At 37.8% G+C, this 22769-nt stretch carries 13 protein-coding genes and 5 tRNA genes; 17 read left to right on the top strand and 1 reads right to left on the bottom strand.

Annotated features, from left to right (window positions below; genetic code table 11):
- The first annotated feature begins 8 nt into the window (after nucleotides 1-8).
- The 16 genes from hpf to ULVI_RS00015 all read left to right on the top strand — a co-directional run bounded on the left by hpf (nucleotide 9) and on the right by ULVI_RS00015 (nucleotide 14305).
- On the top strand, nucleotides 9-311 hold the full coding sequence (gene hpf, locus ULVI_RS00090) for a ribosome hibernation-promoting factor, HPF/YfiA family (RefSeq protein WP_068588053.1): 303 nt from the start codon (nucleotides 9-11) through the stop codon (nucleotides 309-311).
- A gap of 102 nt (nucleotides 312-413) precedes the next feature.
- A tRNA-Thr gene (locus tag ULVI_RS00085) sits at nucleotides 414-487 on the top strand.
- A 59-nt stretch (nucleotides 488-546) separates the two neighbouring features.
- Nucleotides 547-631 (top strand) — tRNA-Tyr (locus ULVI_RS00080).
- A 124-nt stretch (nucleotides 632-755) separates the two neighbouring features.
- Nucleotides 756-828 (top strand) — tRNA-Gly (locus tag ULVI_RS00075).
- Between the two features lie 188 nt (nucleotides 829-1016).
- Nucleotides 1017-1088, top strand: a tRNA-Thr gene (locus ULVI_RS00070).
- A 55-nt stretch (nucleotides 1089-1143) separates the two neighbouring features.
- Nucleotides 1144-2331, top strand: a complete 1188-nt coding sequence (tuf, locus tag ULVI_RS00065) for an elongation factor Tu (protein WP_068588050.1) — start codon at nucleotides 1144-1146, stop codon at nucleotides 2329-2331.
- 114 nt (nucleotides 2332-2445) lie between these two features.
- A tRNA-Trp gene (locus ULVI_RS00060) sits at nucleotides 2446-2518 on the top strand.
- A 55-nt stretch (nucleotides 2519-2573) separates the two neighbouring features.
- Nucleotides 2574-2762 carry a preprotein translocase subunit SecE gene (gene secE / locus ULVI_RS00055; protein ID WP_068588047.1) on the top strand — a complete coding sequence of 63 codons (189 nt, stop codon included), beginning with the start codon at nucleotides 2574-2576 and terminating at the stop codon, nucleotides 2760-2762.
- Nucleotides 2763-2767: 5 nt separating this feature from the next.
- The gene (nusG, locus tag ULVI_RS00050) at nucleotides 2768-3322 is read left to right on the top strand and encodes a transcription termination/antitermination protein NusG (protein ID WP_068588044.1); all 555 of its coding nucleotides are present in this window, start codon (nucleotides 2768-2770) and stop codon (nucleotides 3320-3322) included.
- Nucleotides 3323-3394: 72 nt separating this feature from the next.
- On the top strand, nucleotides 3395-3832 hold the full coding sequence (rplK, locus tag ULVI_RS00045) for a 50S ribosomal protein L11 (RefSeq protein WP_068588038.1): 438 nt from the start codon (nucleotides 3395-3397) through the stop codon (nucleotides 3830-3832).
- 21 nt (nucleotides 3833-3853) lie between these two features.
- Nucleotides 3854-4549, top strand: a complete 696-nt coding sequence (gene rplA, locus ULVI_RS00040) for a 50S ribosomal protein L1 (protein ID WP_068588035.1) — start codon at nucleotides 3854-3856, stop codon at nucleotides 4547-4549.
- 12 nt (nucleotides 4550-4561) lie between these two features.
- A complete protein-coding gene (gene rplJ / locus ULVI_RS00035) occupies nucleotides 4562-5083 on the top strand; it encodes a 50S ribosomal protein L10 (RefSeq protein WP_068588033.1) in 522 nt (173 codons plus the stop codon).
- A gap of 53 nt (nucleotides 5084-5136) precedes the next feature.
- Complete coding sequence (rplL, locus tag ULVI_RS00030) at nucleotides 5137-5511, top strand: 50S ribosomal protein L7/L12 (RefSeq protein WP_068588031.1); 375 nt, start codon at nucleotides 5137-5139, stop codon at nucleotides 5509-5511.
- Nucleotides 5512-5647: 136 nt separating this feature from the next.
- Entirely contained in the window at nucleotides 5648-9460 is a 3813-nt protein-coding gene (gene rpoB / locus ULVI_RS00025) for a DNA-directed RNA polymerase subunit beta (protein ID WP_068588028.1), read from the top strand.
- Nucleotides 9461-9571: 111 nt separating this feature from the next.
- Nucleotides 9572-13870 (top strand): DNA-directed RNA polymerase subunit beta', encoded by a 4299-nt coding sequence (gene rpoC / locus ULVI_RS00020; protein ID WP_068588025.1) that lies wholly within the window; start codon nucleotides 9572-9574, stop codon nucleotides 13868-13870.
- 114 nt (nucleotides 13871-13984) lie between these two features.
- Nucleotides 13985-14305: a DUF3467 domain-containing protein gene (locus tag ULVI_RS00015; RefSeq protein WP_068588022.1), complete on the top strand. Its 321-nt coding sequence runs from the start codon at nucleotides 13985-13987 to the stop codon at nucleotides 14303-14305.
- 191 nt (nucleotides 14306-14496) lie between these two features.
- On the opposite strand, the gene ULVI_RS00010 is transcribed toward ULVI_RS00015, so the two are convergent.
- Nucleotides 14497-16098: a peptide chain release factor 3 gene (locus ULVI_RS00010; RefSeq protein WP_068588019.1), complete on the bottom strand. Its 1602-nt coding sequence runs from the start codon at nucleotides 16096-16098 to the stop codon at nucleotides 14497-14499.
- Nucleotides 16099-16504: 406 nt separating this feature from the next.
- Here ULVI_RS00010 and ULVI_RS00005 point away from each other — a divergent pair.
- On the top strand, nucleotides 16505-22769 hold a 6265-nt coding region (locus tag ULVI_RS00005), incomplete at its 3' end, for an Ig-like domain-containing protein (RefSeq protein ID WP_197463454.1).

Here is a 22769-nt window from a genome sequence, read left to right as displayed (position 1 = left end):
TTATGCGTATGAAAGTAAATGTGCAAGCTCCAAATTTTGCGGCAGATGTGAAATTGGTAGATTTTATTGAAAAAAAACTCGCCAAACTTGAACAGTTTTATGATCGAATAATTTTTGCAGATGTGTTTCTTAAAGTTCAAAAAACAAGTGAGAAACAAAATAAAAATGTAGAAATTTTAATAAGTATTCCGAAAGGAGATTTAATTGTTAAAAAAGAGGCGAGAACTTTCGAAGAGGCTACAGATGAGTGTGTTCGGTCTTTAGAAAGACAATTGAAAAAAAGAAAACAAAAACAAAGAGTATTTTTATAGTACTTTTTTTTGCAAAAAGTTTTGCAGGAGAAATAATTTCTTCTACATTTGCAGTCCGTTAGAAATAGCGGACTTTTTTATGACTGTTAAAGTCGTTTAAAAGCCGATGTAGCTCAGCTGGCTAGAGCAGCTGATTTGTAATCAGCAGGTCGTGGGTTCGAGTCCCTCCATCGGCTCTTTGAAAAGGTGAAATTTAAAAATTCTGAATACCTCAAACGGGATTCAGAATTGGCTCGGGGAGATACTCAAGCGGCCAACGAGGGCAGACTGTAAATCTGCTGACTACGTCTTCGCAGGTTCGAATCCTGCTCTCCCCACCAATATTTTTTACAGAAGTGAAAAATGTTTTAAAAAAATCTCAAAAAAAGAGGTTGAAAGTAGATTGAAATATTGAAAATACCATTAGTTTTGCATTCGGAAAATACCTTATGTAGAATTATAAATGCGGGAGTAGCTCAGTTGGTAGAGCGTCAGCCTTCCAAGCTGAATGTCGCCGGTTCGAACCCGGTCTCCCGCTCTAAGTTCTTTCAAGACTCTTGAGTTTAAAAAGCTTATTTCGGTTTTTGTATTTGAGATATGCTTAGGTGAGAAGCCTGTTTTGATTAGAATGAAAATAGAGTTAGGGAGTTATATCCTTTGCTCTAAAATTCCTGTGAAGACAGGGATCTCTTCTTTTTCTTTAAAGGAGAAGATTAAGTACTTTACGCCGGTGTAGCTCAGGGGTAGAGCGTTTCCTTGGTAAGGAAGAGGTCATGAGTTCAAATCTCATCATTGGCTCATTAACAGAAACGATTGAACACTAATATATAAACTAAGATTAAATTAATACAACATGGCAAAAGCAACATACGATCGGTCGAAGCCTCACTTAAATGTAGGTACTATTGGACACGTAGATCACGGTAAAACAACTTTAACAGCGGCTATTACTAAATGTATGGCTGATGCTGGATTTTCTGAAGCACGCTCATTCGATCAGATCGATAACGCACCTGAAGAAAAAGAAAGAGGTATTACAATTAACTCTTCACACGTAGAGTATCAAACTGCAAATCGTCACTACGCACACGTTGACTGTCCTGGTCACGCCGATTACGTAAAGAACATGGTAACTGGTGCTGCTCAAATGGATGGTGCTATTCTTGTTGTAGCTGCAACAGATGGGCCTATGCCACAAACACGTGAGCACATCTTATTAGGACGTCAGGTTGGTATTCCACGTATCGTTGTATTCATGAATAAAGTGGATATGGTTGATGATGAGGAATTACTAGAATTAGTAGAAATGGAAATTAGAGATCTTCTTTCTTTCTACGAATATGATGGTGATAATGGACCTGTAATCGCTGGTTCTGCACTTGGTGCATTAAACGGTGAGCAAAAATGGGTTGACACGGTTTTAGAATTAATGGAAGCGGTTGATAATTGGATCGAGGAGCCAACTCGTGAAATAGACAAGCCTTTCTTAATGCCTATCGAGGATGTATTCTCTATTACAGGTCGTGGTACAGTAGCAACAGGTCGTATTGAGACTGGTGTAGCTAATACTGGAGATCCTGTAGAGATTATCGGAATGGGAGCTCAGAAGCTTACTTCAACTATTACTGGTATTGAAATGTTCCGTCAAATCCTTGATAGAGGTGAGGCAGGAGATAATGCTGGTATTCTTTTAAGAGGTATTGAGAAAACTCAGATCTCTAGAGGTATGGTAATTACTAAGCCAGGATCTGTAACACCACACGCTAAATTTAAGGCTGAGGTTTACGTTCTTAAAAAAGAAGAAGGTGGACGTCACACACCATTCCATAACAACTACCGTCCACAGTTCTACGTACGTACAACTGATGTGACTGGAACAATTTCTCTTCCTGATGGAGTTGAGATGGTAATGCCAGGAGATAACTTGACAATTCACGTAGAGCTTATTCAGCCAATCGCGATGAATGTTGGTCTTCGTTTTGCAATCCGTGAAGGTGGTAGAACAGTAGGAGCAGGTCAGGTGACTGAAATTTTAGACTAATAAAAGTCAATAAATAAAAGTAAAGGTGTTCCGTTTTTGCGGAACGCCTTGACTTTTATAACGGGTTTAGCTTGTTTCAAACGTTTTTGAAATAATGAGCAAGAAACCAAATAAACGGGTTTAGCTCAGTTGGTAGAGCACTGGTCTCCAAAACCAGGTGTCGTGAGTTCGAGTCTCTCAACCCGTGCAAAATGATGAATTACTAATAAGAATTCTTCAGAAGAAATTAATACCATATAATCATGCTGAATTATATAAAAGAATCTTACAACGAGTTAACAAATCATGTAACCTGGCCAACTTGGGCAGAGGCGCAACGTCTTACCGTTATTGTAGCGGTATTTTCTGTGGTCCTTGCTTTAGCGGTTTGGGGAGTAGATTCTGTGTTCAGTAAGGTAATTAGTCAATATTTTGAATGGATCAAGGCCTAACAAACATGACTGAAACAAAAAGTACAAAAAAGTGGTATGTTGTCCGTTCTGTAAGTGGACAGGAAAACAAGATTAAATCGTATATCGAATCTGAGATTACGCGTTTAAATCTTGAAGATTATATTGAGCAAGTTTTAGTTCCTACTGAAAAAGTAATTCAGATCCGTAATGGAAAAAAGGTGAACAAAGAGCGTGTTTATTTTCCTGGTTATATTATGGTTCAAGCAAGTCTTGCGGGTGAAGTGCCTCATATTATAAAATCAATCAACGGTGTAATCGGTTTTCTTGGGGAAACTAAAGGAGGAGACCCAGTACCGTTACGACAGGCTGAAGTGAACAGAATGTTAGGAAAAGTAGATGAGTTGTCTGTTAAAGACGATGCAGTGAATATTCCTTACGTAATTGGAGAAACTGTCAAAGTGATCGATGGGCCATTTAATGGATTTAATGGTACTGTTGAAAAAATTAATGAAGAAAAGCGTAAGCTGGAAGTAATGGTTAAGATTTTCGGAAGAAAGACACCGTTAGAGCTCAGTTATATGCAAGTTGAAAAAGTTTAATTGTTACACGCTATATAATAGGTTTTTCTCAGGCTTCCACTTTAGAAAGATCGAATAATTAAAATTTAGAAAATGGCAAAAGAAGTAGGTAAAGTAGTAAAGTTGCAAGTTCGTGGAGGTGCCGCTAACCCGTCGCCACCAGTTGGACCCGCTTTAGGTGCTGCCGGTGTGAACATCATGGAGTTCTGTAAGCAGTTTAACGCTAGAACCCAAGATAAGCAAGGTAAAGTATTGCCTGTGCAGATTACGGTGTACAAAGACAAGTCTTTCGACTTTGTTATTAAAACACCTCCTGCAGCAGTACAAATCCTTGAAGCAGCCAAGACCAAAAAAGGTTCTGGTGAGCCGCACATCAAGAAGGTAGCGACTATTTCCTGGGATCAGGTTAGAGCGATTGCAGAAGACAAAATGCCCGATTTGAATGCTTTTACCGTAGAGTCTGCTATGAAAATGGTAGCTGGTACGGCACGATCAATGGGAGTGAAAGTAAAAGGTGCTGCACCTTTTTAATCAAGAAAAAGAATCTATAAAATGGCAAGATTAACTAAAAAGCAAAAAGAAGCTGTACTAAAAGTAGAGGATAAAACCTATACGGTAGCTGAAGCTTCTGCTTTAATAAAAGAAATCTCCAATGTAAACTTCGATCCTTCAATCGATTTGGCGGTGCGTCTTAATGTAGACCCACGTAAAGCAAATCAAATGGTTAGAGGTGTTGTAACCCTACCACATGGTACAGGGAAAGATGTAAAGGTATTAGCATTAGTGACTCCAGATAAGGAAGCTGAAGCTAAAGAAGCCGGTGCAGATTACGTTGGATTAGACGAGTACCTCGATAAAATTAAAGGAGGTTGGACCGATGTTGATGTAATTGTGACCATGCCGAGTGTTATGGGGAAATTAGGACCATTAGGACGGGTTTTAGGACCACGTGGTTTAATGCCTAACCCAAAGACGGGTACGGTAACAATGGACGTTGCTAAAGCTGTTTCAGATGTAAAAGCCGGAAAGATCGACTTTAAAGTTGAAAAGAATGGTATTGTACATGCTGCAGTTGGAAAAGCATCTTTTGATGCTGAAAAAATTGCTGGAAACGCAAGAGAATTATTAACTACCCTGGTAAAACTTAAGCCACAAGCGGCAAAAGGTGTTTACATCAAGAGTATCTATATGTCTAGTACGATGAGTCCTAGTGTTCAAATCGATACGAAAAGATTTACCGAGCAGTAAAATTTAGAAATTATGACAAGAGAAGAAAAATCACAAGTAATTGAAAATTTAACTGCGCAGTTGGGAGATAGCCCGATTATTTATTTGGCAGATATTTCAGGTCTTGATGCTGGAGCGACTACAAATTTACGTCGTGCTTGTTTTAAGGCAGGAGTTCAACTTTCGGTAGTTAAAAATACATTGCTTTCTAAGGCAATGGAGAGTTCAGATAAAGATTTTGGTGAATTAAGTGGAGTTCTTAAAGGAAACACGTCACTAATGCTTTCTGAAACAGGTAATGCGCCTGCAAAAGTAATTAAGGAATTCAGAAAAAAATCTGATAAGCCTTTATTAAAAGGAGCGTTTATTGAAGAAGCAATCTATATTGGTGATGATCAATTAGACAGTTTAGTCGAAATCAAATCGAAAGAAGAATTGGTTGGAGACATCATCGGATTGTTACAATCGCCTGCTAAAAATGTTATTTCAGCACTTAAATCTGGTGGAAGTACTATTGCAGGACTTGTTAAAACCCTTTCTGAAAGAGAAGGTTAAAATTTAGCACTAATTAAATTATATATATTTCAAATTACTTAAAACGATAGAAAATGGCAGATTTAAAAGAATTCGCAGAACAATTAGTTAACTTAACAGTAAAAGAAGTTAATGAATTAGCTACTATATTAAAAGATGAGTACGGTATTGAGCCTGCTGCTGCAGCTGTAGCTGTTGCTGCTGGTGGTGGTGCTGGTGCTGATGCCGCTGAGGAAAAGTCAGAATTTGACGTGATCCTTACGGCAGCTGGTGGTTCTAAATTAGCAGTTGTAAAACTGGTAAAAGAATTAACAGGAGCTGGTCTTAAAGATGCAAAAGCATTAGTAGATAATGCACCTTCTCCAATTAAAGAAGGAGTATCTAAAGATGAAGCTGAAGCACTTAAAGCTCAGTTAGAAGAAGCTGGAGCAGAGGTTGAGCTTAAGTAAGCTCCCCACGTTCCAAACCTTAAGGTTTAGGTCTTTCGCATCGCGCGAAAAGGCCTAAACCATTTTGCGTATATAAAGGTGAACACTTTTATCCCTGCGCACCTCACAATAATTTTAATTAAAATTCCGTCCATAGATGTCAGCAACGCAAACTGAAAGATTGAATTTTTCCTCTGTACAAAACAGACCGGATTACCCGGATTTTCTGGATATACAAATTAAATCCTTTCAGGATTTTTTCCAGTTGGAAACAAAGTCAGAAGAAAGAGGCCAAGAAGGACTTTACAAGACCTTTTTAGAGAATTTCCCAATCACCGATACACGTAACCAATTCGTTTTAGAATTTTTAGATTACTTTGTGGATCCACCAAGATATTCCATTCAGGAATGTATTGAGCGTGGTCTTACACACAGCGTACCGTTAAAGGCGCGTTTAAAATTATATTGTACAGATCCCGAGCACGAAGATTTCGAAACGATCGTGCAGGATGTATATTTGGGAACTATTCCCTACATGACTCCATCGGGTACATTTTGTATCAACGGTGCTGAACGTGTAGTGGTATCTCAGTTGCATAGATCTCCAGGTGTATTCTTTGGACAATCCTTCCATGCGAATGGAACTAAACTATATTCTGCCCGAGTAATTCCTTTTAAAGGTTCTTGGATTGAATTTGCTACCGATATTAATAGCGTAATGTACGCCTATATCGATAGAAAGAAAAAATTACCAGTGACAACTCTTTTCCGCGCTATCGGATTTGAAAGAGATAAAGATATTCTTGAAATCTTCGATCTAGCCGAAGAAGTAAAGGCGTCTAAAACTGGATTAAAAAAACATTTAGGTCGTAAGTTGGCTGCCCGTGTTTTGAAAACATGGCATGAGGATTTCGTTGATGAAGATACTGGTGAAGTAGTTTCAATCGAACGGAATGAAATCATTTTAGACCGTGATACTGTTCTTGAAAAAGAACACATCGATGAAATTATCGATTCAGGTTCAAAAGCGATCTTATTGCATAAAGAGGATAATTTACAAGCAGATTATGCTATTATCCATAATACGTTGCAAAAAGACCCTACCAATTCAGAAAAGGAAGCGGTAGAGCATATTTACAGACAGCTACGTAACGCTGAACCGCCAGATGAGGAAACCGCTCGTGGAATCATCAATAAGTTGTTTTTCTCAGATCAGAGATATAACTTAGGTGAAGTTGGTCGTTACCGAATGAATAAAAAATTAGGATTAGATATCGCTATGGATAAGCAAGTGCTTACCAAAGAAGATATCATTACAATCGTAAAATACTTGATCGAATTAATTAACTCTAAAGCAGAGATTGATGATATCGATCACCTTTCGAACCGTCGTGTTCGTACGGTAGGGGAGCAGTTGTCTTCTCAGTTCGGAGTTGGTTTAGCTCGTATGGCGAGAACCATCCGTGAGCGTATGAATGTTCGCGACAATGAGGTGTTTACACCAATTGACCTTATTAATGCGAAGACCTTATCTTCAGTAATTAATTCTTTCTTCGGAACGAATCAGTTATCGCAGTTTATGGATCAAACCAACCCACTTGCTGAAATTACGCACAAGCGTCGTTTATCTGCATTAGGGCCAGGAGGTCTCTCTCGTGAAAGAGCAGGTTTTGAAGTACGTGATGTTCACTATACACACTACGGAAGATTATGTCCTATTGAAACTCCTGAAGGACCGAATATTGGATTAATTTCTTCACTTTCAGTATATGCGAAAGTAAACAACCTTGGTTTTATTGAAACGCCATACCGTAAGGTTGAAGATGGAAAAATAGATTTTAAAAACGAACCTATTTATCTTTCTGCTGAAGAAGAAGAAGAGAAGTTAATCGCTCAAGCAAACATTCCTCTTACAAAAGACGGAACTATCGACAGCGATAAAGTAATTGCACGTATGGAAGGTGATTTCCCAGTGGTAGATCCTACGACTGTGAACTATGCCGATGTAGCGCCAAACCAAATTGCTTCTATTTCTGCTTCGTTAATTCCATTCTTGGAACATGATGATGCAAACCGTGCCTTGATGGGATCGAACATGATGCGTCAGGCTGTACCTTTATTAATTGCCGATTCTCCAATTGTAGGAACTGGTTTAGAACAGCAGGTAGCTTCAGATTCAAGAGTATTGATCAATGCAGAAGGTGATGGTACCGTAGAGCAGGTTGATGCGAATGAGATCACCATTAAATACGACCGTACCGATGAAGAACGTATGGTTAGCTTCGATGGTGATGCAAAAACCTATCAGTTAGTAAAATTCAGAAAAACGAACCAGAGTAGTTGTATCAACTTAAAGCCGATCGTACGAAAAGGGGACAGAGTAAAAAGAGGACAAGTATTATGTCAAGGTTATGCTACTGAAAAAGGTGAATTAGCACTAGGACGAAATATGAAAGTAGCCTTTATGCCTTGGAAAGGGTATAACTTTGAGGATGCGATCGTTATTTCTGAAAACGTAGTACGTCAAGATATATTTACTTCTATTCATATCGATGAATATTCTTTAGAAGTTAGAGATACAAAGCTTGGAAACGAGGAATTGACGAACGATATTCCTAACGTTTCTGAAGAAGCTACAAAAGATCTTGATGAACATGGAATGATTCGCATTGGTGCAGAAGTAAAACCAGGTGATATTCTTATTGGAAAAATCACTCCAAAAGGGGAAAGTGATCCAACTCCAGAAGAAAAATTACTTCGTGCGATTTTTGGTGATAAAGCTGGTGATGTAAAAGATGCTTCTTTAAAAGCGTCTCCTTCATTACGAGGGGTTGTTATCGATAAAAAATTATTCGCTCGTGCAATTAAAGATAAACGTAAAAGAGCAAAAGATAAAGAAGATATCGCAGCTTTAGAAGCACAATACGATGCAAAATTTGATAGTTTGCAGGAAGTGCTTGTAGAGAAGTTATTTGTTATAGTTGGTGGTAAAACAGCACAAGGAGTTTCTAACGATCTTGGGGAAGTAGTATTCCCTAAAGGAAAGAAATTCACACTTAAAATGCTGAATGCTGTTGATGATTATACACACTTAACAGGGGGTACTTGGACAACCGATGACGAGACAAACGCCTTGGTTGCCGATCTAATGCACAATTATAAAATTAAAGAGAACGATCTTCAAGGAGGATTGCGTCGCGAGAAATTTACGATCTCTGTAGGAGATGAATTGCCTTCAGGAATCTTAAAGCTTGCAAAAGTTTATATCGCTAAGAAACGTAAATTAAAGGTAGGAGATAAAATGGCGGGACGTCACGGTAACAAAGGTATTGTTGCTCGTATCGTTCGTGAAGAGGATATGCCTTTCCTAGAAGATGGAACTCCAGTAGACATCGTATTGAATCCATTAGGTGTACCGTCTCGTATGAACATTGGTCAGATCTATGAAACCGTATTAGGTTGGGCAGGTCAGAAATTAGGACGCAAATATGCGACACCAATTTTTGATGGAGCTACTTTAGATCAAATCAATGAACTTACAGATGAGGCTGGTATTCCAAGGTTTGGTCATACTTATTTGTATGATGGTGGAACCGGACAACGTTTCGATCAACCAGCAACAGTTGGTGTGATTTATATGTTGAAACTTGGACACATGGTAGATGATAAGATGCACGCACGTTCTATAGGACCATATTCATTAATTACACAGCAACCATTGGGTGGTAAAGCTCAGTTTGGAGGTCAACGTTTTGGTGAGATGGAAGTTTGGGCACTAGAGGCCTACGGAGCGTCAAGTACCTTACGTGAAATACTGACAGTAAAATCTGATGATGTTATTGGTAGAGCTAAAACCTACGAGAGTATCGTAAAAGGAGAAGCAATGCCAGAACCAGGTCTTCCTGAATCTTTCAACGTGTTGATGCACGAATTAAAGGGATTAGGATTAGACATTAGATTAGAGGAATAATGAAATTTCCGCAACTGCTTCATAGGAGTGGTTGCGGGTTTCATATAACCCTCACGAGGTCTGTTTAGATCGACCTCTTTTCAAAAACAACAAAGATTATTTTACAGCATTATGGCAAGAAATAAAGAAAACACAGTACAGAAATTCGACAAGATTTCTATTGGTTTAGCTTCTCCGGAATCCATTTTAGCGGAATCCCGTGGAGAGGTGTTAAAACCTGAAACGATCAACTACCGTACGCACAAACCAGAGCGTGACGGACTTTTCTGTGAGCGTATTTTTGGTCCTGTTAAGGACTATGAATGTGCCTGTGGTAAATATAAAAGAATTCGCTACAAAGGGATCGTTTGTGACCGTTGTGGTGTAGAGGTGACCGAAAAGAAAGTACGTCGTGACCGTGTTGGACACATTAACTTAGTGGTTCCAGTTGCGCATATCTGGTACTTCCGTAGTTTACCTAATAAAATAGGATACCTTCTTGGTCTTCCTTCTAAGAAATTAGACATGATTATTTACTACGAGCGTTACGTAGTAATTCAGCCGGGTATTGCAAAGCACGAAGATGGAGAGCCGGTTAAAAAATTAGATTTCCTAACGGAAGAAGAATATCTTGCAATTTTAGATACACTTCCACAAGAAAATTTATACCTAGAAGAAAGTGATCCAAATAAATTCATCGCCAAAATGGGTGCTGAATGTTTAATCGACTTATTAAACAGAATCGATTTAAACGAACTTTCTTTCGAGTTACGTCACAAGGCAAATAACGAAACATCAAAACAACGTAAAACTGAAGCGTTAAAACGTCTTCAAGTTGTGGAAGCACTTCGTGATTCAAACAAGAACCGTGAGAATAAAGCGGCTTGGATGATTATGAAAGTGGTTCCTGTAATTCCACCAGAACTAAGGCCATTGGTGCCTTTAGATGGAGGTCGTTTTGCAACCTCAGATTTAAACGATTTATACCGTCGTGTTATTATTCGAAACAATCGTCTAAAGCGATTAATGGAGATTAAAGCACCAGAAGTAATTTTACGTAATGAAAAACGGATGCTTCAGGAGTCTGTGGATTCTTTATTCGATAACACACGTAAATCTTCAGCAGTAAAAACAGACAGTAACCGTCCGTTAAAATCACTTTCAGATTCCCTAAAAGGAAAGCAAGGTCGATTCCGTCAAAACTTACTTGGTAAGCGTGTTGATTATTCTGCACGTTCGGTAATTGTTGTAGGACCAGAATTGAAATTGTTCGAATGTGGTATTCCTAAGGACATGGCAGCCGAACTGTACAAACCTTTCGTGATTAGAAAACTAATCGAAAGAGGAATTGTAAAAACAGTAAAGTCTGCTAAGAAAATTATAGATAAAAAAGAGCCAGTAGTTTGGGACATCCTTGAAAATGTTTTGAAAGGACATCCTGTAATGCTTAACCGTGCTCCTACCTTACACAGACTGGGAATACAAGCTTTTCAGCCAAAATTAATTGAAGGAAAAGCAATCCAGTTACACCCATTGGTATGTACTGCATTTAATGCGGATTTTGATGGTGACCAGATGGCGGTACACCTTCCTTTAGGGCCGGAGGCAATTTTAGAATGCCAGTTATTAATGTTGGCCTCACATAATATTTTGAACCCTGCTAATGGTTCTCCAGTAGCGGTACCTTCTCAGGATATGGTATTGGGTCTGTATTATATGACCAAATTAAGAAAGTCTACAGAGGAAGTAAAAGTAAAAGGAGAAGGGTTAACATTTTATTCTGCTGAAGAGGCTGTAATTGCTTACAATGAGAAGCAAGTAGACCTTAACGCAGAGATTAAGATTCGTACGAAAGATTTTGACGAAAATGGAGAACTGAAGATGCAGATTATTACTACTACTTTAGGTAGAGTAATCTTTAATCAACAAGTACCAGAAGCAGCAGGATATATTAATGAAGTATTAACCAAAAAATCATTACGTGATATTATTGGTGGTATTTTAGCGAAAACAAGTGTTCCTGCTACTGCGGCTTTCTTAGATGAAATTAAAACGTTAGGATATAAATTTGCCTTCGAAGGTGGATTGTCTTTTAGTTTAGGAGATATTATTATCCCTTCAGAAAAATACACCATGATCGACGAAGCAAATACACAAGTTGATGGTATTATAGGAAACTATAACATGGGACTTATAACCAACAATGAGCGTTATAATCAAGTAATTGATATATGGACAGCGACCAACGCAGAGCTTACGGAACTTTCTATGAAACGTATTCGTGAAGATCAGCAAGGATTTAACTCTGTGTATATGATGCTTGATTCTGGAGCACGTGGATCTAAAGAGCAGATCCGTCAGTTAACCGGAATGCGTGGATTAATGGCAAAACCTAAAAAATCGAACAGTGGTGGAGGTGAAATTATTGAAAACCCAATTCTTTCTAACTTTAAAGAAGGACTTTCAATTTTAGAATACTTTATCTCTACGCACGGTGCACGTAAAGGACTTGCAGATACAGCATTAAAAACTGCCGATGCGGGTTACTTAACACGTCGTTTGGTAGATGTTTCTCAAGATGTGATTGTTAATTCTGAAGACTGTGGAACATTACGAGGAATCGAAGTTTCTGCACTTAAAAAGAATGAAGAGGTTGTTGAAACATTATTTGCAAGAATCGTTGGGCGAACCTCGTTAAATGACGTAATTAACCCATTAACAAAAGAAGTTATTGTAAAAGCAGGAGAGCATATTTTTGAAGATATTGCTACTGTAATTGCGAATTCTCCTATCGAAAGTGTGGAGGTACGTTCAGCACTAACTTGTGAAGCGAAAAAAGGAATTTGTTCACAATGCTACGGAAGAAACTTAGCGACCAATAAAATGGTACAGCGAGGTGAAGCAGTAGGAGTTGTAGCAGCACAATCTATTGGGGAACCTGGTACACAGTTAACGCTTCGTACCTTCCACGTAGGTGGTATTGCAGGAAACATTTCCGAAGAAAATAAATTAACAGTTAAATTTAACGGTAGAGCTGAAATTGAAGATCTTAAAACTGTAAAAGGTGAAAGCTCCGATGGTGCTAAAGAAGAGATTGTTATTTCACGTACTTCTGAGTTAAAACTGATCGATGAGAAAACAGGGATTACGTTAAGTACTAATAACATTCCTTACGGTTCTACTTTATTTATTAAAGATGGAGATAAACTCAAGGCTGGAGATGTGGTATGTCAATGGGATCCATATAATGGTGTAATTATTTCTGAATTTGCCGGTAAGATCAAATATGAAAATATCGAGCAGGGAGTTACGTATCAAGTAGAAATCGATGAACAAACTGGTTTCCAAGAAAAAGTAATTTCAGAATCTAGAGATAAAAAGAAAATTCCAACATTACAGATTATTGGTAAGAAAGACGAAGTAATTCGTTCGTATAACCTTCCAGTAGGAGCTCACTTAATGGTTGATGATGGTGACAAAATTAAGATCGGTAAAGTCTTAGTGAAGATACCACGTAAGTCTGCAAAAGCAGGTGATATTACAGGGGGTCTTCCGAGAGTTACTGAATTATTTGAAGCACGTAATCCTTCAAATCCAGCTGTTGTTAGTGAGATTGATGGTGTTGTTTCCTTCGGAAAAATTAAACGTGGTAATCGTGAAATTATCGTTGAGTCTAAGCTAGGCGAAGTGAAAAAGTATTTGGTTAAATTAAGCAACCAGATTCTTGTTCAAGAAAACGATTATGTTCGTGCAGGTATGCCATTGTCTGATGGATCTATTACTCCTGAAGATATTTTACGTATTGAAGGACCTTCTGCTGTACAACAATACTTAGTGAATGAAGTTCAAGAAGTATATCGTTTACAAGGTGTGAAGATTAACGATAAGCACTTTGAAGTAGTAGTGCGACAAATGATGCGTAAAGTTCGAATCGTTGACAGTGGAGACACTACCTTCCTAGAAAACCAATTGGCACATAAAGATGACTTTATTGAAGAAAATGATAAGCTTTTCGGAATGAAAGTTGTTGAAAATGCAGGTGACAGTGATACTTTAAAAGAAGGTCAGATCGTAACACCTAGAGAGTTACGTGATGAGAATTCTATATTAAGAAGAGCTGATAAAACATTGGTGGAAGCGCGTGATGCAGTTAATGCAACAGCAACACCAATCTTACAAGGTATTACAAGAGCATCGTTACAAACCAAATCGTTTATTTCGGCGGCTTCCTTCCAGGAAACTACGAAGGTATTAAACGAAGCGGCTGTTAGCGGTAAAGTAGATACGCTTGAAGGGTTGAAGGAAAATGTAATTGTAGGTCATAAGATTCCGGCTGGAACAGGTATGAGAGCGTACGATACTATTATTGTAGGTTCTAAGCAAGAGTTGGAAGAAATGACACGCGAAAAGCAAGAAGTAAACTATAACTAATGAGATATTAATTTCAGAAGTACATAGCTATATAAAATCCCGTGACACAATTTCACGGGATTTTTATTTTAGTGATTATAAATAATTTTTTAGAAACATTTAATACCTAGTAAAATGGCAGATCAGAATAATAAAGGCAAGCAACAAGGACAAATAAATATTGAATTAGATGAAAATACAGCGCAAGGAATTTATAGTAACTTGGCTATAATTAATCATTCACAATCTGAATTTGTAGTAGATTTTGTTTCGGTAATGCCAGGAGTTCCTAAAAGTAAAGTGAAATCTAGAATTGTGCTAACTCCTCAACATGCAAAACGCTTTTTAAAAGCACTTCACGATAATGTAAGTCGCTTCGAAAAAGCGAATGGAGAGATAAAAGATTATAAACAACCAACGCTGCCAATAAATTTCGGGCCGACGGGAGAAGCATAGAAGATAATAATCGTAATGTTTGTATTGATAATAAAAAACTATTCAAACAAAGATTACGGCTTCAAATAAAGGTTTTATAGAAACAAAAAAACAAAAGCTACACATTGGTGTGGCTTTTGTTTTTTATATCTTATTATGCCTTTAAAATGCATTTATTTTTTAAATTTTTCTCTTTTTGCGAAAACGTCATTTTATTTTTTTGTTTTTTCGAATTCACTAACTACATGAAATGTTATATTGGGATATTTAGATTGTGTCATTTGTAAGGTGAAAGCAGAATCAGCAAAGAAAACTAATTGATCTCTTTTATCCTTAGCTAAAAATTTTGCTTTTACTCTTTTGAAATCTTTAAATTCGTCACTTTTGGGATCTTTGGCTTCTACCCAACAAGCCTTGTGTACATTAAGATTTTCATAACGACATTGGGCCCCATATTCATGTTCTAATCTATACTGAATTACTTCAAATTGTAATGCACCCACGGTTCCAATTACTTTCCTTCCATTTAATTCTAGTGTAAATAATTGTGCAACCCCTTCATCCATAAGTTGATCGATTCCTTTCTCAAGCTGTTTACTTTTCATAGGGTCAGCATTATTAATGTATTTAAAATGCTCTGGCGAAAAACTTGGGATACCTTTATAATTCATAACTTCACCTTCTGTTAGGGTATCTCCTATCTTAAAGTTACCAGTGTCGTGTAATCCCACGATATCTCCTGGGTATGAGATATCTACAATTTGTTTTTTTTCAGCAAAGAATGCATTCGGACTAGAAAATTTTAGTTTTTTATTTTGTCGTACATGTAGATATGAAGTATTTCTTTCAAATGTTCCCGATACAATTTTAACAAATGCAAGCCGATCACGATGCTTTGGATCCATGTTAGCATGTATTTTAAAAACAAATCCTGAAAATTCAGTTTCATTTGGCTCCACTAGACGTGTGTCACTCTTTTTGGGTCGTGGTTTTGGAGCAATTTCAACAAAGCAATCTAACAATTCTCGTACTCCAAAATTATTTAAAGCTGAACCGAAAAAGACAGGCTGTAATGTACCTTCTAAATATTCTTGATTGTTAAAACTAGGGTAGACTTCATATACTAATTCTAATTCTTCGCGGAGGGTTTCAGCCGCTTTATCGCCGATTAGTTTATCTAAATCTGGACTTTCAAGATTTTCAATTTCAATGGTTTCTTCTATATTTTTTCTACTATCTCCACTAAATAGATTTACATTTTTTTCCCATACATTATAAATTCCTTTAAAGTCGTATCCCATGCCTATTGGAAAACTTAATGGTGTTACTCTTAATTGTAATTTCTGTTCAATTTCATCTAATAATTCGAAAGCGTCTTTTCCTTCCCTATCTAATTTATTTATAAATACAATCATTGGAATATTCCGCATGCGACAAACTTCTACCAATTTTTCAGTTTGTTCTTCAACCCCTTTAGCGACATCAATTACAACAATAACACTATCTACAGCAGTTAAAGTTCTAAAGGTGTCTTCGGCAAAATCCTTATGTCCTGGTGTATCGAGAATATTTATTTTAATTCCTTCGTACTCGAAAGCCAAAACGGAAGTTGCGACAGATATTCCTCGTTGTCTTTCAATTTCCATGAAATCACTAGTAGCTCCTTTTTTTATTTTATTACTTTTAACGGCACCTGCTTCCTGAATCGCACCCCCAAATAAAAGTAATTTTTCGGTTAATGTAGTTTTACCAGCATCCGGATGCGAAATTATTCCGAAAGTCCGTCGTCGCTGAATTTCCTTTTTTAATGACATTTTGTGAGAATTTTGGCAAATATACGCCTTGTATTACTCGTAAAAAAAACGTTTCTATTGAATATTTCGCAAAATTAATTCCCACAAAATAAAAAGGCTATAATATTCCTGTTTACAGGGTCATACGTGTAAACACTTACGGAAATTCCTACAAAAAAAAATCTGTAAATCGGGATAATGTTGTAATTCAACGAGTAAAACTCACAGTTGAACTAATAGTTGTTTTTTTGTAAATCGTTAACACTTTTTCCTACGTATATTTGGATATACTTTGAGAAGTAGGCGCAAGTGTGCGTTTTAAAATTTTGAAAATCATCATAAATAAGTGGGTATGCATAAAATTACTTTTTCCCCCCTGTACAAGAGAACATTAACCTTATTCAGCGTTTTTACGTTGTTTTTCTCTTTGATAAACGTATTTGGATTTAACAATTCAAATTATTATTATCCAGATAATAATGAAAATGTTACGTTCTACTTTGAGCTTTTATCAGAAGCCGACACGTTTATCGGGCCAAAATTACCCGATTCCAGTTATTGGTTAACCTCGGGAGAAGATAAGAGAAATTTTAGTTCATCTGAACAATCATTCTATTCTGAAAATTTTGATACCACAGCCTCTTTTCTTACTGGTTGTGATATTGATGTTCCATGTGATTGTACACGAGAGGTGTCAGATACCGATCACTGTAGTAGTGATGAAGTTTATCAGATTTATTTAAACAACGGTTCAAGCAATATTCATTTAGAAACTACGGGAACTTCAGTTTGGACAGAATGTACTTCTACGGGAACTGCTCGTTATCAAGCTACTGCCAGAAGAGGTAGTGAGAATTTTATTTTTGATATTTATTTTTCTGGTGCAACAACGACTCCTCCTAATGGAAGTCCTAAGAACCATACGTGTCTTAACGCTAACACTTCAGGTTGGGTTTATTATACTGAAATGTGTGGTACCTTTAAATCTAGCACTAAAGGTAATTTTACAATTGAGAGAACAGGGGAAGCCTTTCAAATTGGACATGGGGCAAATATAACTAGCAATAGTTTAGATTTTGGTGGTTCAGGTTGGTTTAATGTAACAAGCGGAAATGGCTACTATACACATGGGGATTTTAACTTAATGTTGTCTGAAAATGTTACGTGTCCAAATAATGGAACAGGAGCTACTGATGATATTAACAGTACTTTTGAAGGAGTATCGGTTTCAGGAAATGTTTTACTTAATGATATAGATCCAGAAGATGATGAATTAACGCTTAATTTATCTCCGGTTTCAGGTCCTTCGAATGGAAGTATCGTATTTAACGAAAATGGATCGTATACTTATACACCAAACCCAGGATTTATTGGTGAGGATTTAATTGTTTATGAGGTATGTGATGATGGAACTCCATCTGCTTGTGGGACTGCTAAGCTTACAATCAATGTGTTAACAACACCGCCCCCGCGTGATTGTACCTGTTCTCCATTTTATGAAAATGGTAATTTTAGAAATCCACAACGTATTTCCGGGTCAAATTTAGCTGTTAATTCGGTCTATCGCTTTTCCAATGTGTTTCCTGACATAGATGCTTTGGTGAAAATTGTAGAATTTTCAGGAGGAGCTTCACTTTTAGAAATGGACGTTACTTCAACGGGTATCCCTGAAGCGTTTCAGCCAAGAATAAATAGTACTAATAATAACAATCAAAGTGTTCTTTTTAACATCACATTTGTTGAAGAAGGAGGAAACTATGGTGATGAGGTTTTAATTTCTTTCTTTGGAACTCCTTTCGATATCGATGGAGATAGCCAAAGTACACGAGAATACGCAGAATTAAGCTTGCCGGATGCTTATTTCCTTTCTGCAAATACTTTAATTGATATTACGCAAAATGCGAGTTCAGTTCGGGGACAGGCACGAAATATTCTTACCGCACCCGGTGGTGATATCTCTACCGATCCAAGGTTTACATATAGTAACTACTGGGAGAATAAATCTTCTTTAAATTATCGTGTAGGTAAGATTGATGGGAATAGTGATAGGTATTATTCGTTAAATATGAATAATGCAAATTACACTAACCCAGAGTCTGTTCTAATTACATATCCTGTTATTTGTGGAAATGTGAGTGATGATGACGGAAATCCTTTAGCTAATGTAGAAATCGATGTTACGGGCTCTGACGGTAGTTCTGTAACAGTTCAAACAGATAATCAAGGTCACTATATGGCTACTGCCTTTATACCGGAAGCATTGGTAGATGTAACCTATGAGATTCGTGAAAACGATCCTGATGGATATGTTTCTGTTTCTGATGTTGATGGGGATAATGATAATTTAATTACACGTGTAATTAATTTGGCGTCTACTTGTGGTAATGATTTTGTTGATGGTCCGCCAGATATTACTGGATGGGAATTCGAGTGTGGTGATAACAAAACTGTTGATGAATATGGATACAATGCAAATGGTAATACAACAACAACTGTAAATCTGCCAGATTCAGGGAATATTTATCAATACGTTGTAGAAACGGTATATAAAGGAGGAAATCCTGGGCCTACCATTCAGATAGTTGATGACGCTGGTGTTCCTCATACTTTAGTAAGAACACAACCTTCTGGTACGAGTACAAATATTTGGGTATATAGAGGGCTTATCGTTGGTTCAACTTCGACAGTTACTTACTCTAATAATTCACAGACAAACAATCTTCAGTCTGTAGTAGTGTATGCTTTTAGAAATGTTCCTGACGCTTCTTCTAATTCAGGTGTGTTTACTGATATTAGTGGGTTAAATGATATTCAAAGTTTTACTATCGATATTCCTGCGTTTTCAGGGCCTAGAGATCTTGTTATTGAAACACCTATTTCAGAATTAACCAACGATGGAAGATATTTATTACTTAAAGCGGAAGCTGGTGGAGTTACAGATCAAGAATTTCTTTATGGATCAGATCCAAATTTACCTGGAGGAACGTGTTGTTTAGCAATTCCAATGTTGACATTAGAAAACGTGCCAGGAAATGTTACACAAGTGACTATAACTGTAGATACTAGAAATGGTCAGAACGGTCAAACAGTTAATGGACAGTCATGGATTATTGCTGGAGGAGTTAATGTTGATGCCGATTGTTTTACAGATATAGAAATTACTGTAGAAAATAAAGATGACATTTTATGTAATGGAGCCGCTACAGGTTCAATTACTGTTTCTGCAGAGGGTGGGGTTCCGCCGTTTCAATATGCTATAAATGGAGGAACACCCCAAGATAGCCCAACTTTCAATGGTCTTGTTGCTGGAGTGTATAATGTTACGATAACAGATTCAGTTGGTAACAATGAGTCAATTTCAGTAACACTAACGGAGCCTGAAGCAATTGTCCTTCAAATTACAAAGGTGAATGCAACTCAGGCTCAAGGATGTCAAAATGGAGAAGCTACTGTTGCTGCTACAGGCGGGACACCTCCTTTTGAGTATTTGTGGAGTGCAAGTGCGGGTAGTCAAACTACTCCTACCGCTACAAACTTACCTTCAGGAACACATACGGTTACCGTTACTGATGCTAATGGCTGTGAAGTTGAACAAGGGGTTGTTATAGACTGTATTAATAATTGTGATGCAGTTATTGGTGTAGATAACGTAACTAATGTGTTGTGTGCTGGAGAGTTAACAGGGGGTGCTACTGTAAGTGCAACTTCAATAGCGAATCCTGGTGCAGCTTTTACATTTGTATGGAATACGACTCCTCCTCAGACAACTGTGGGTGCTACCTCTAGTACAATTACTGGGTTAGCAGCTGGAGTTTACACGGTAAGTGTTACGATCGATGGAACTGTATGTCTTCCGGTAGAGCAAAGTGTAACAATTTCGGAACCTACCAATGCATTGAATGTAACTGCAGCTTCCACAGATTTAAGTGGACCGTCAACAAACGATGGTACTGCTACAGCAAATCCAACAGGAGGAACACCTCCTTATACATATTCTTGGAGCCCAGGAGGAGCAACGACACAAACTATTTCTGGGTTGTCCCCTGGTAATTATACAGTTACTGTAACAGACGCAAACGGTTGTACAGATATGGCAACTACTACTGTAAATGCTGGTACATGTCAAGGTCTTGATGTAATCGCTTCTTCAACCCCAGTGACTTGTAATGGTGATAGTGATGGTACGGCAACAGCTGGAGTTAATGGTGGAGTAGGACCTTTTACCTATTTTTGGGCACCAGGAGGAGAAACAACTCAAACTATAAGTGGTCTTACTGGCGGAACTTATACAGTAACTGTTACAGATACATTTACACAATGTACATCACAATCTACAACAACGGTTAACGAGCCGGGAGTTCTTAGTTCTGGAATTGCAGTTACAAATATTAATTGTTTCGGAGAAAATACTGGGTCCCTTGATCTAACAGTTACAGGTGGAACACAACCTTATAGTTTTGCTTGGTCACCAAATGGCGAAACCACAGAAGACCTTACTAATTTAGTTGCGGGTACATATAGTGTATTAATTACAGATGCAAATGGTTGTACAACAACTGCAAGTGCAGAAGTGTTACAGCCTTCTAGTGGTTTAGAAATTGATTATACTGTAACCGATGTCTTGTGTAACGGAGAATTAACGGGTGCTATAGATATTACTGTTACAGGTGGAACGCCGTCTTATTCATATTCTTGGAACAACGGTGAAACCACAGAAGATTTAACTGATATTGCAGCAGGGTCATATACTGTAATGGTTACAGATTCTAACGGATGTTCAGTTACAGAAGCTTCTATTACGGTTGGAGAACCTTCTAACCCTTTAAGTATTCAGATTACAAAAGAAAATGCTACTACAGCGCAAGGTTGTACAGATGGAGAAGCAACAGCTACTGTAACTGGAGGAACGCCTCCATATACCTATGTTTGGAGTGCAAGTGCAGGTGGGCAGACCACTGCAACAGCAACAGACTTACCAGCAGGAACGCATACTATAACGGTAACCGACAAAAATGGTTGTGTTTCTGAACAGAGCGTGGTGATAGATTGTTCAAATACATGCGATGCTATTATTGCTATAGATGAAATTATACCTGTACTTTGTACGGGGGACGATACTGGAACTGCTACAGCAAGCGCAAGCTCTGTTTCAAATCCTAATGCAACGTTTACCTTTACGTGGAATACAACGCCACAACAAGTTGATAGTGGAGTTACATCTAGTACAGTTAGTGGTTTAACAGCAGGCATTTACACAGTAAGTGTTACTATAGATGGAACTGTTTGTCAGCCTGTTGAGCAAAGTGTTACTATTACTGAACCTTCTAATGCCTTAAATGTTAGTGTTTCTTCAACAGATGAAAGTGGGCCAGCAACAGGTGATGGTACCGCAACCGCAAATGTTTCTGGAGGAACACCACCTTATACATACGTTTGGGCTCCTAACGGTGAAACAACACAAACAATTGAAAATTTAAGCGCTGGAACATACACAGTGACCGTGACCGATGCAAATGGTTGTATGGCTACAGCGAGTACTACAGTGAACTCAGGTACTTGTAGAGACCTTGCGGTTTCAGCAACTGCTACTCCTGTTACTTGTAATGGGGATAGCGATGGTACTGCTAATGCTACAATTTCTGGCGGAGTAGGACCTTTTACTTATTCTTGGGCACCTGGTGGAGAAACAACGCAAAGTATTACGGGTCTTTCTGGAGGAACCTATACAGTTACAGTAACAGATACTTTTACACAATGTACAGCGCAAGCAACTACTACAGTTAATGAACCTGGGGTGTTAAGTTCAGGAATCGCAATTTCGAACGTTAATTGTTTTGGAGATAGCACAGGGTCTCTTGACCTTACAGTTACAGGTGGAACTCAGCCTTATACTTTTGTTTGGTCGCCAAATGGCGAAACTACCGAAGATCTTATAAATCTTACAGCGGGAACTTATAGTGTTGTAATTACAGATGCTAATGGTTGTACTACTACTAATTCTGCTGAAGTTATTCAGCCAGATAATGAGCTTTCTATAAGTATTATTGAACAAACTGAAAATATTTGTAATGTTGATGGTTCTGTTACGGTTGAAGCTGCTGGAGGAACGCAACCTTATTTATACGCTTTAGACGGTGGTACACCTCAAGCAAATGGCACGTTTACCGGATTGGCTGAAGGTGATTATACAATAATCGCTACCGATGCTGCGGGTTGTACTATAGAAATAGATATTACAATTCTTAGCAACTGTACAGATGCAATTAGTGATATAAACAACACATATGTTGATACTCCTGTAAATGGAAATGTATTAACTAATGATGAGGATGCTGAAGGTGATAACCAATTAGTAACAAGTAATACCAATCCTTCTAATGGTACTGTTACGATTCAGCCAAATGGTGATTATACTTATACGCCAAACCCAGGCTATATAGGAGAAGATACTTTCGAGTATACAATATGTGACGATGGTACTCCAGAAGCATGCGATACTACAACGGTTTATATTGAAGTATTGCCATTGAACGGACCAGATAATCAGGCTCCGATTGCCAATGCGGATACCAATACGACTTTGGTTGATATTCCTGTGAGTGGTACAGTACTTTCAAATGACTTTGATCCAGATGGAGATGAGATTACTGTAACGGACAATACGGATCCTGTTAACGGAACTGTTGTTGTGA

This window comes from Cochleicola gelatinilyticus, assembly GCF_001637325.1.
Taxonomy (GTDB): domain Bacteria; phylum Bacteroidota; class Bacteroidia; order Flavobacteriales; family Flavobacteriaceae; genus Cochleicola; species Cochleicola gelatinilyticus.
Note: the sequence above shows the minus strand (reverse complement) of the source record. Positions and strands in the feature narration are given on the sequence as shown.

What these genes read in the sequence shown, in the direction of transcription:
- ULVI_RS00015 (WP_068588022.1), top strand. Translation starts at nt 13,985, where the DNA reads ATGGCAGATCAGAATAATAAAGGCAAGCAACAAGGACAAATAAATATT.
- rplK (WP_068588038.1), top strand. Translation starts at nt 3,395, where the DNA reads ATGGCAAAAGAAGTAGGTAAAGTAGTAAAGTTGCAAGTTCGTGGAGGT.
- rpoC (WP_068588025.1), top strand. Translation starts at nt 9,572, where the DNA reads ATGGCAAGAAATAAAGAAAACACAGTACAGAAATTCGACAAGATTTCT.
- secE (WP_068588047.1), top strand. Translation starts at nt 2,574, where the DNA reads ATGCTGAATTATATAAAAGAATCTTACAACGAGTTAACAAATCATGTA.
- rpoB (WP_068588028.1), top strand. Translation starts at nt 5,648, where the DNA reads ATGTCAGCAACGCAAACTGAAAGATTGAATTTTTCCTCTGTACAAAAC.
- tuf (WP_068588050.1), top strand. Translation starts at nt 1,144, where the DNA reads ATGGCAAAAGCAACATACGATCGGTCGAAGCCTCACTTAAATGTAGGT.
- ULVI_RS00010 (WP_068588019.1), bottom strand. Translation starts at nt 16,098, where the DNA reads ATGTCATTAAAAAAGGAAATTCAGCGACGACGGACTTTCGGAATAATT.
- nusG (WP_068588044.1), top strand. Translation starts at nt 2,768, where the DNA reads ATGACTGAAACAAAAAGTACAAAAAAGTGGTATGTTGTCCGTTCTGTA.
- rplJ (WP_068588033.1), top strand. Translation starts at nt 4,562, where the DNA reads ATGACAAGAGAAGAAAAATCACAAGTAATTGAAAATTTAACTGCGCAG.
- hpf (WP_068588053.1), top strand. Translation starts at nt 9, where the DNA reads ATGAAAGTAAATGTGCAAGCTCCAAATTTTGCGGCAGATGTGAAATTG.
- rplL (WP_068588031.1), top strand. Translation starts at nt 5,137, where the DNA reads ATGGCAGATTTAAAAGAATTCGCAGAACAATTAGTTAACTTAACAGTA.
- rplA (WP_068588035.1), top strand. Translation starts at nt 3,854, where the DNA reads ATGGCAAGATTAACTAAAAAGCAAAAAGAAGCTGTACTAAAAGTAGAG.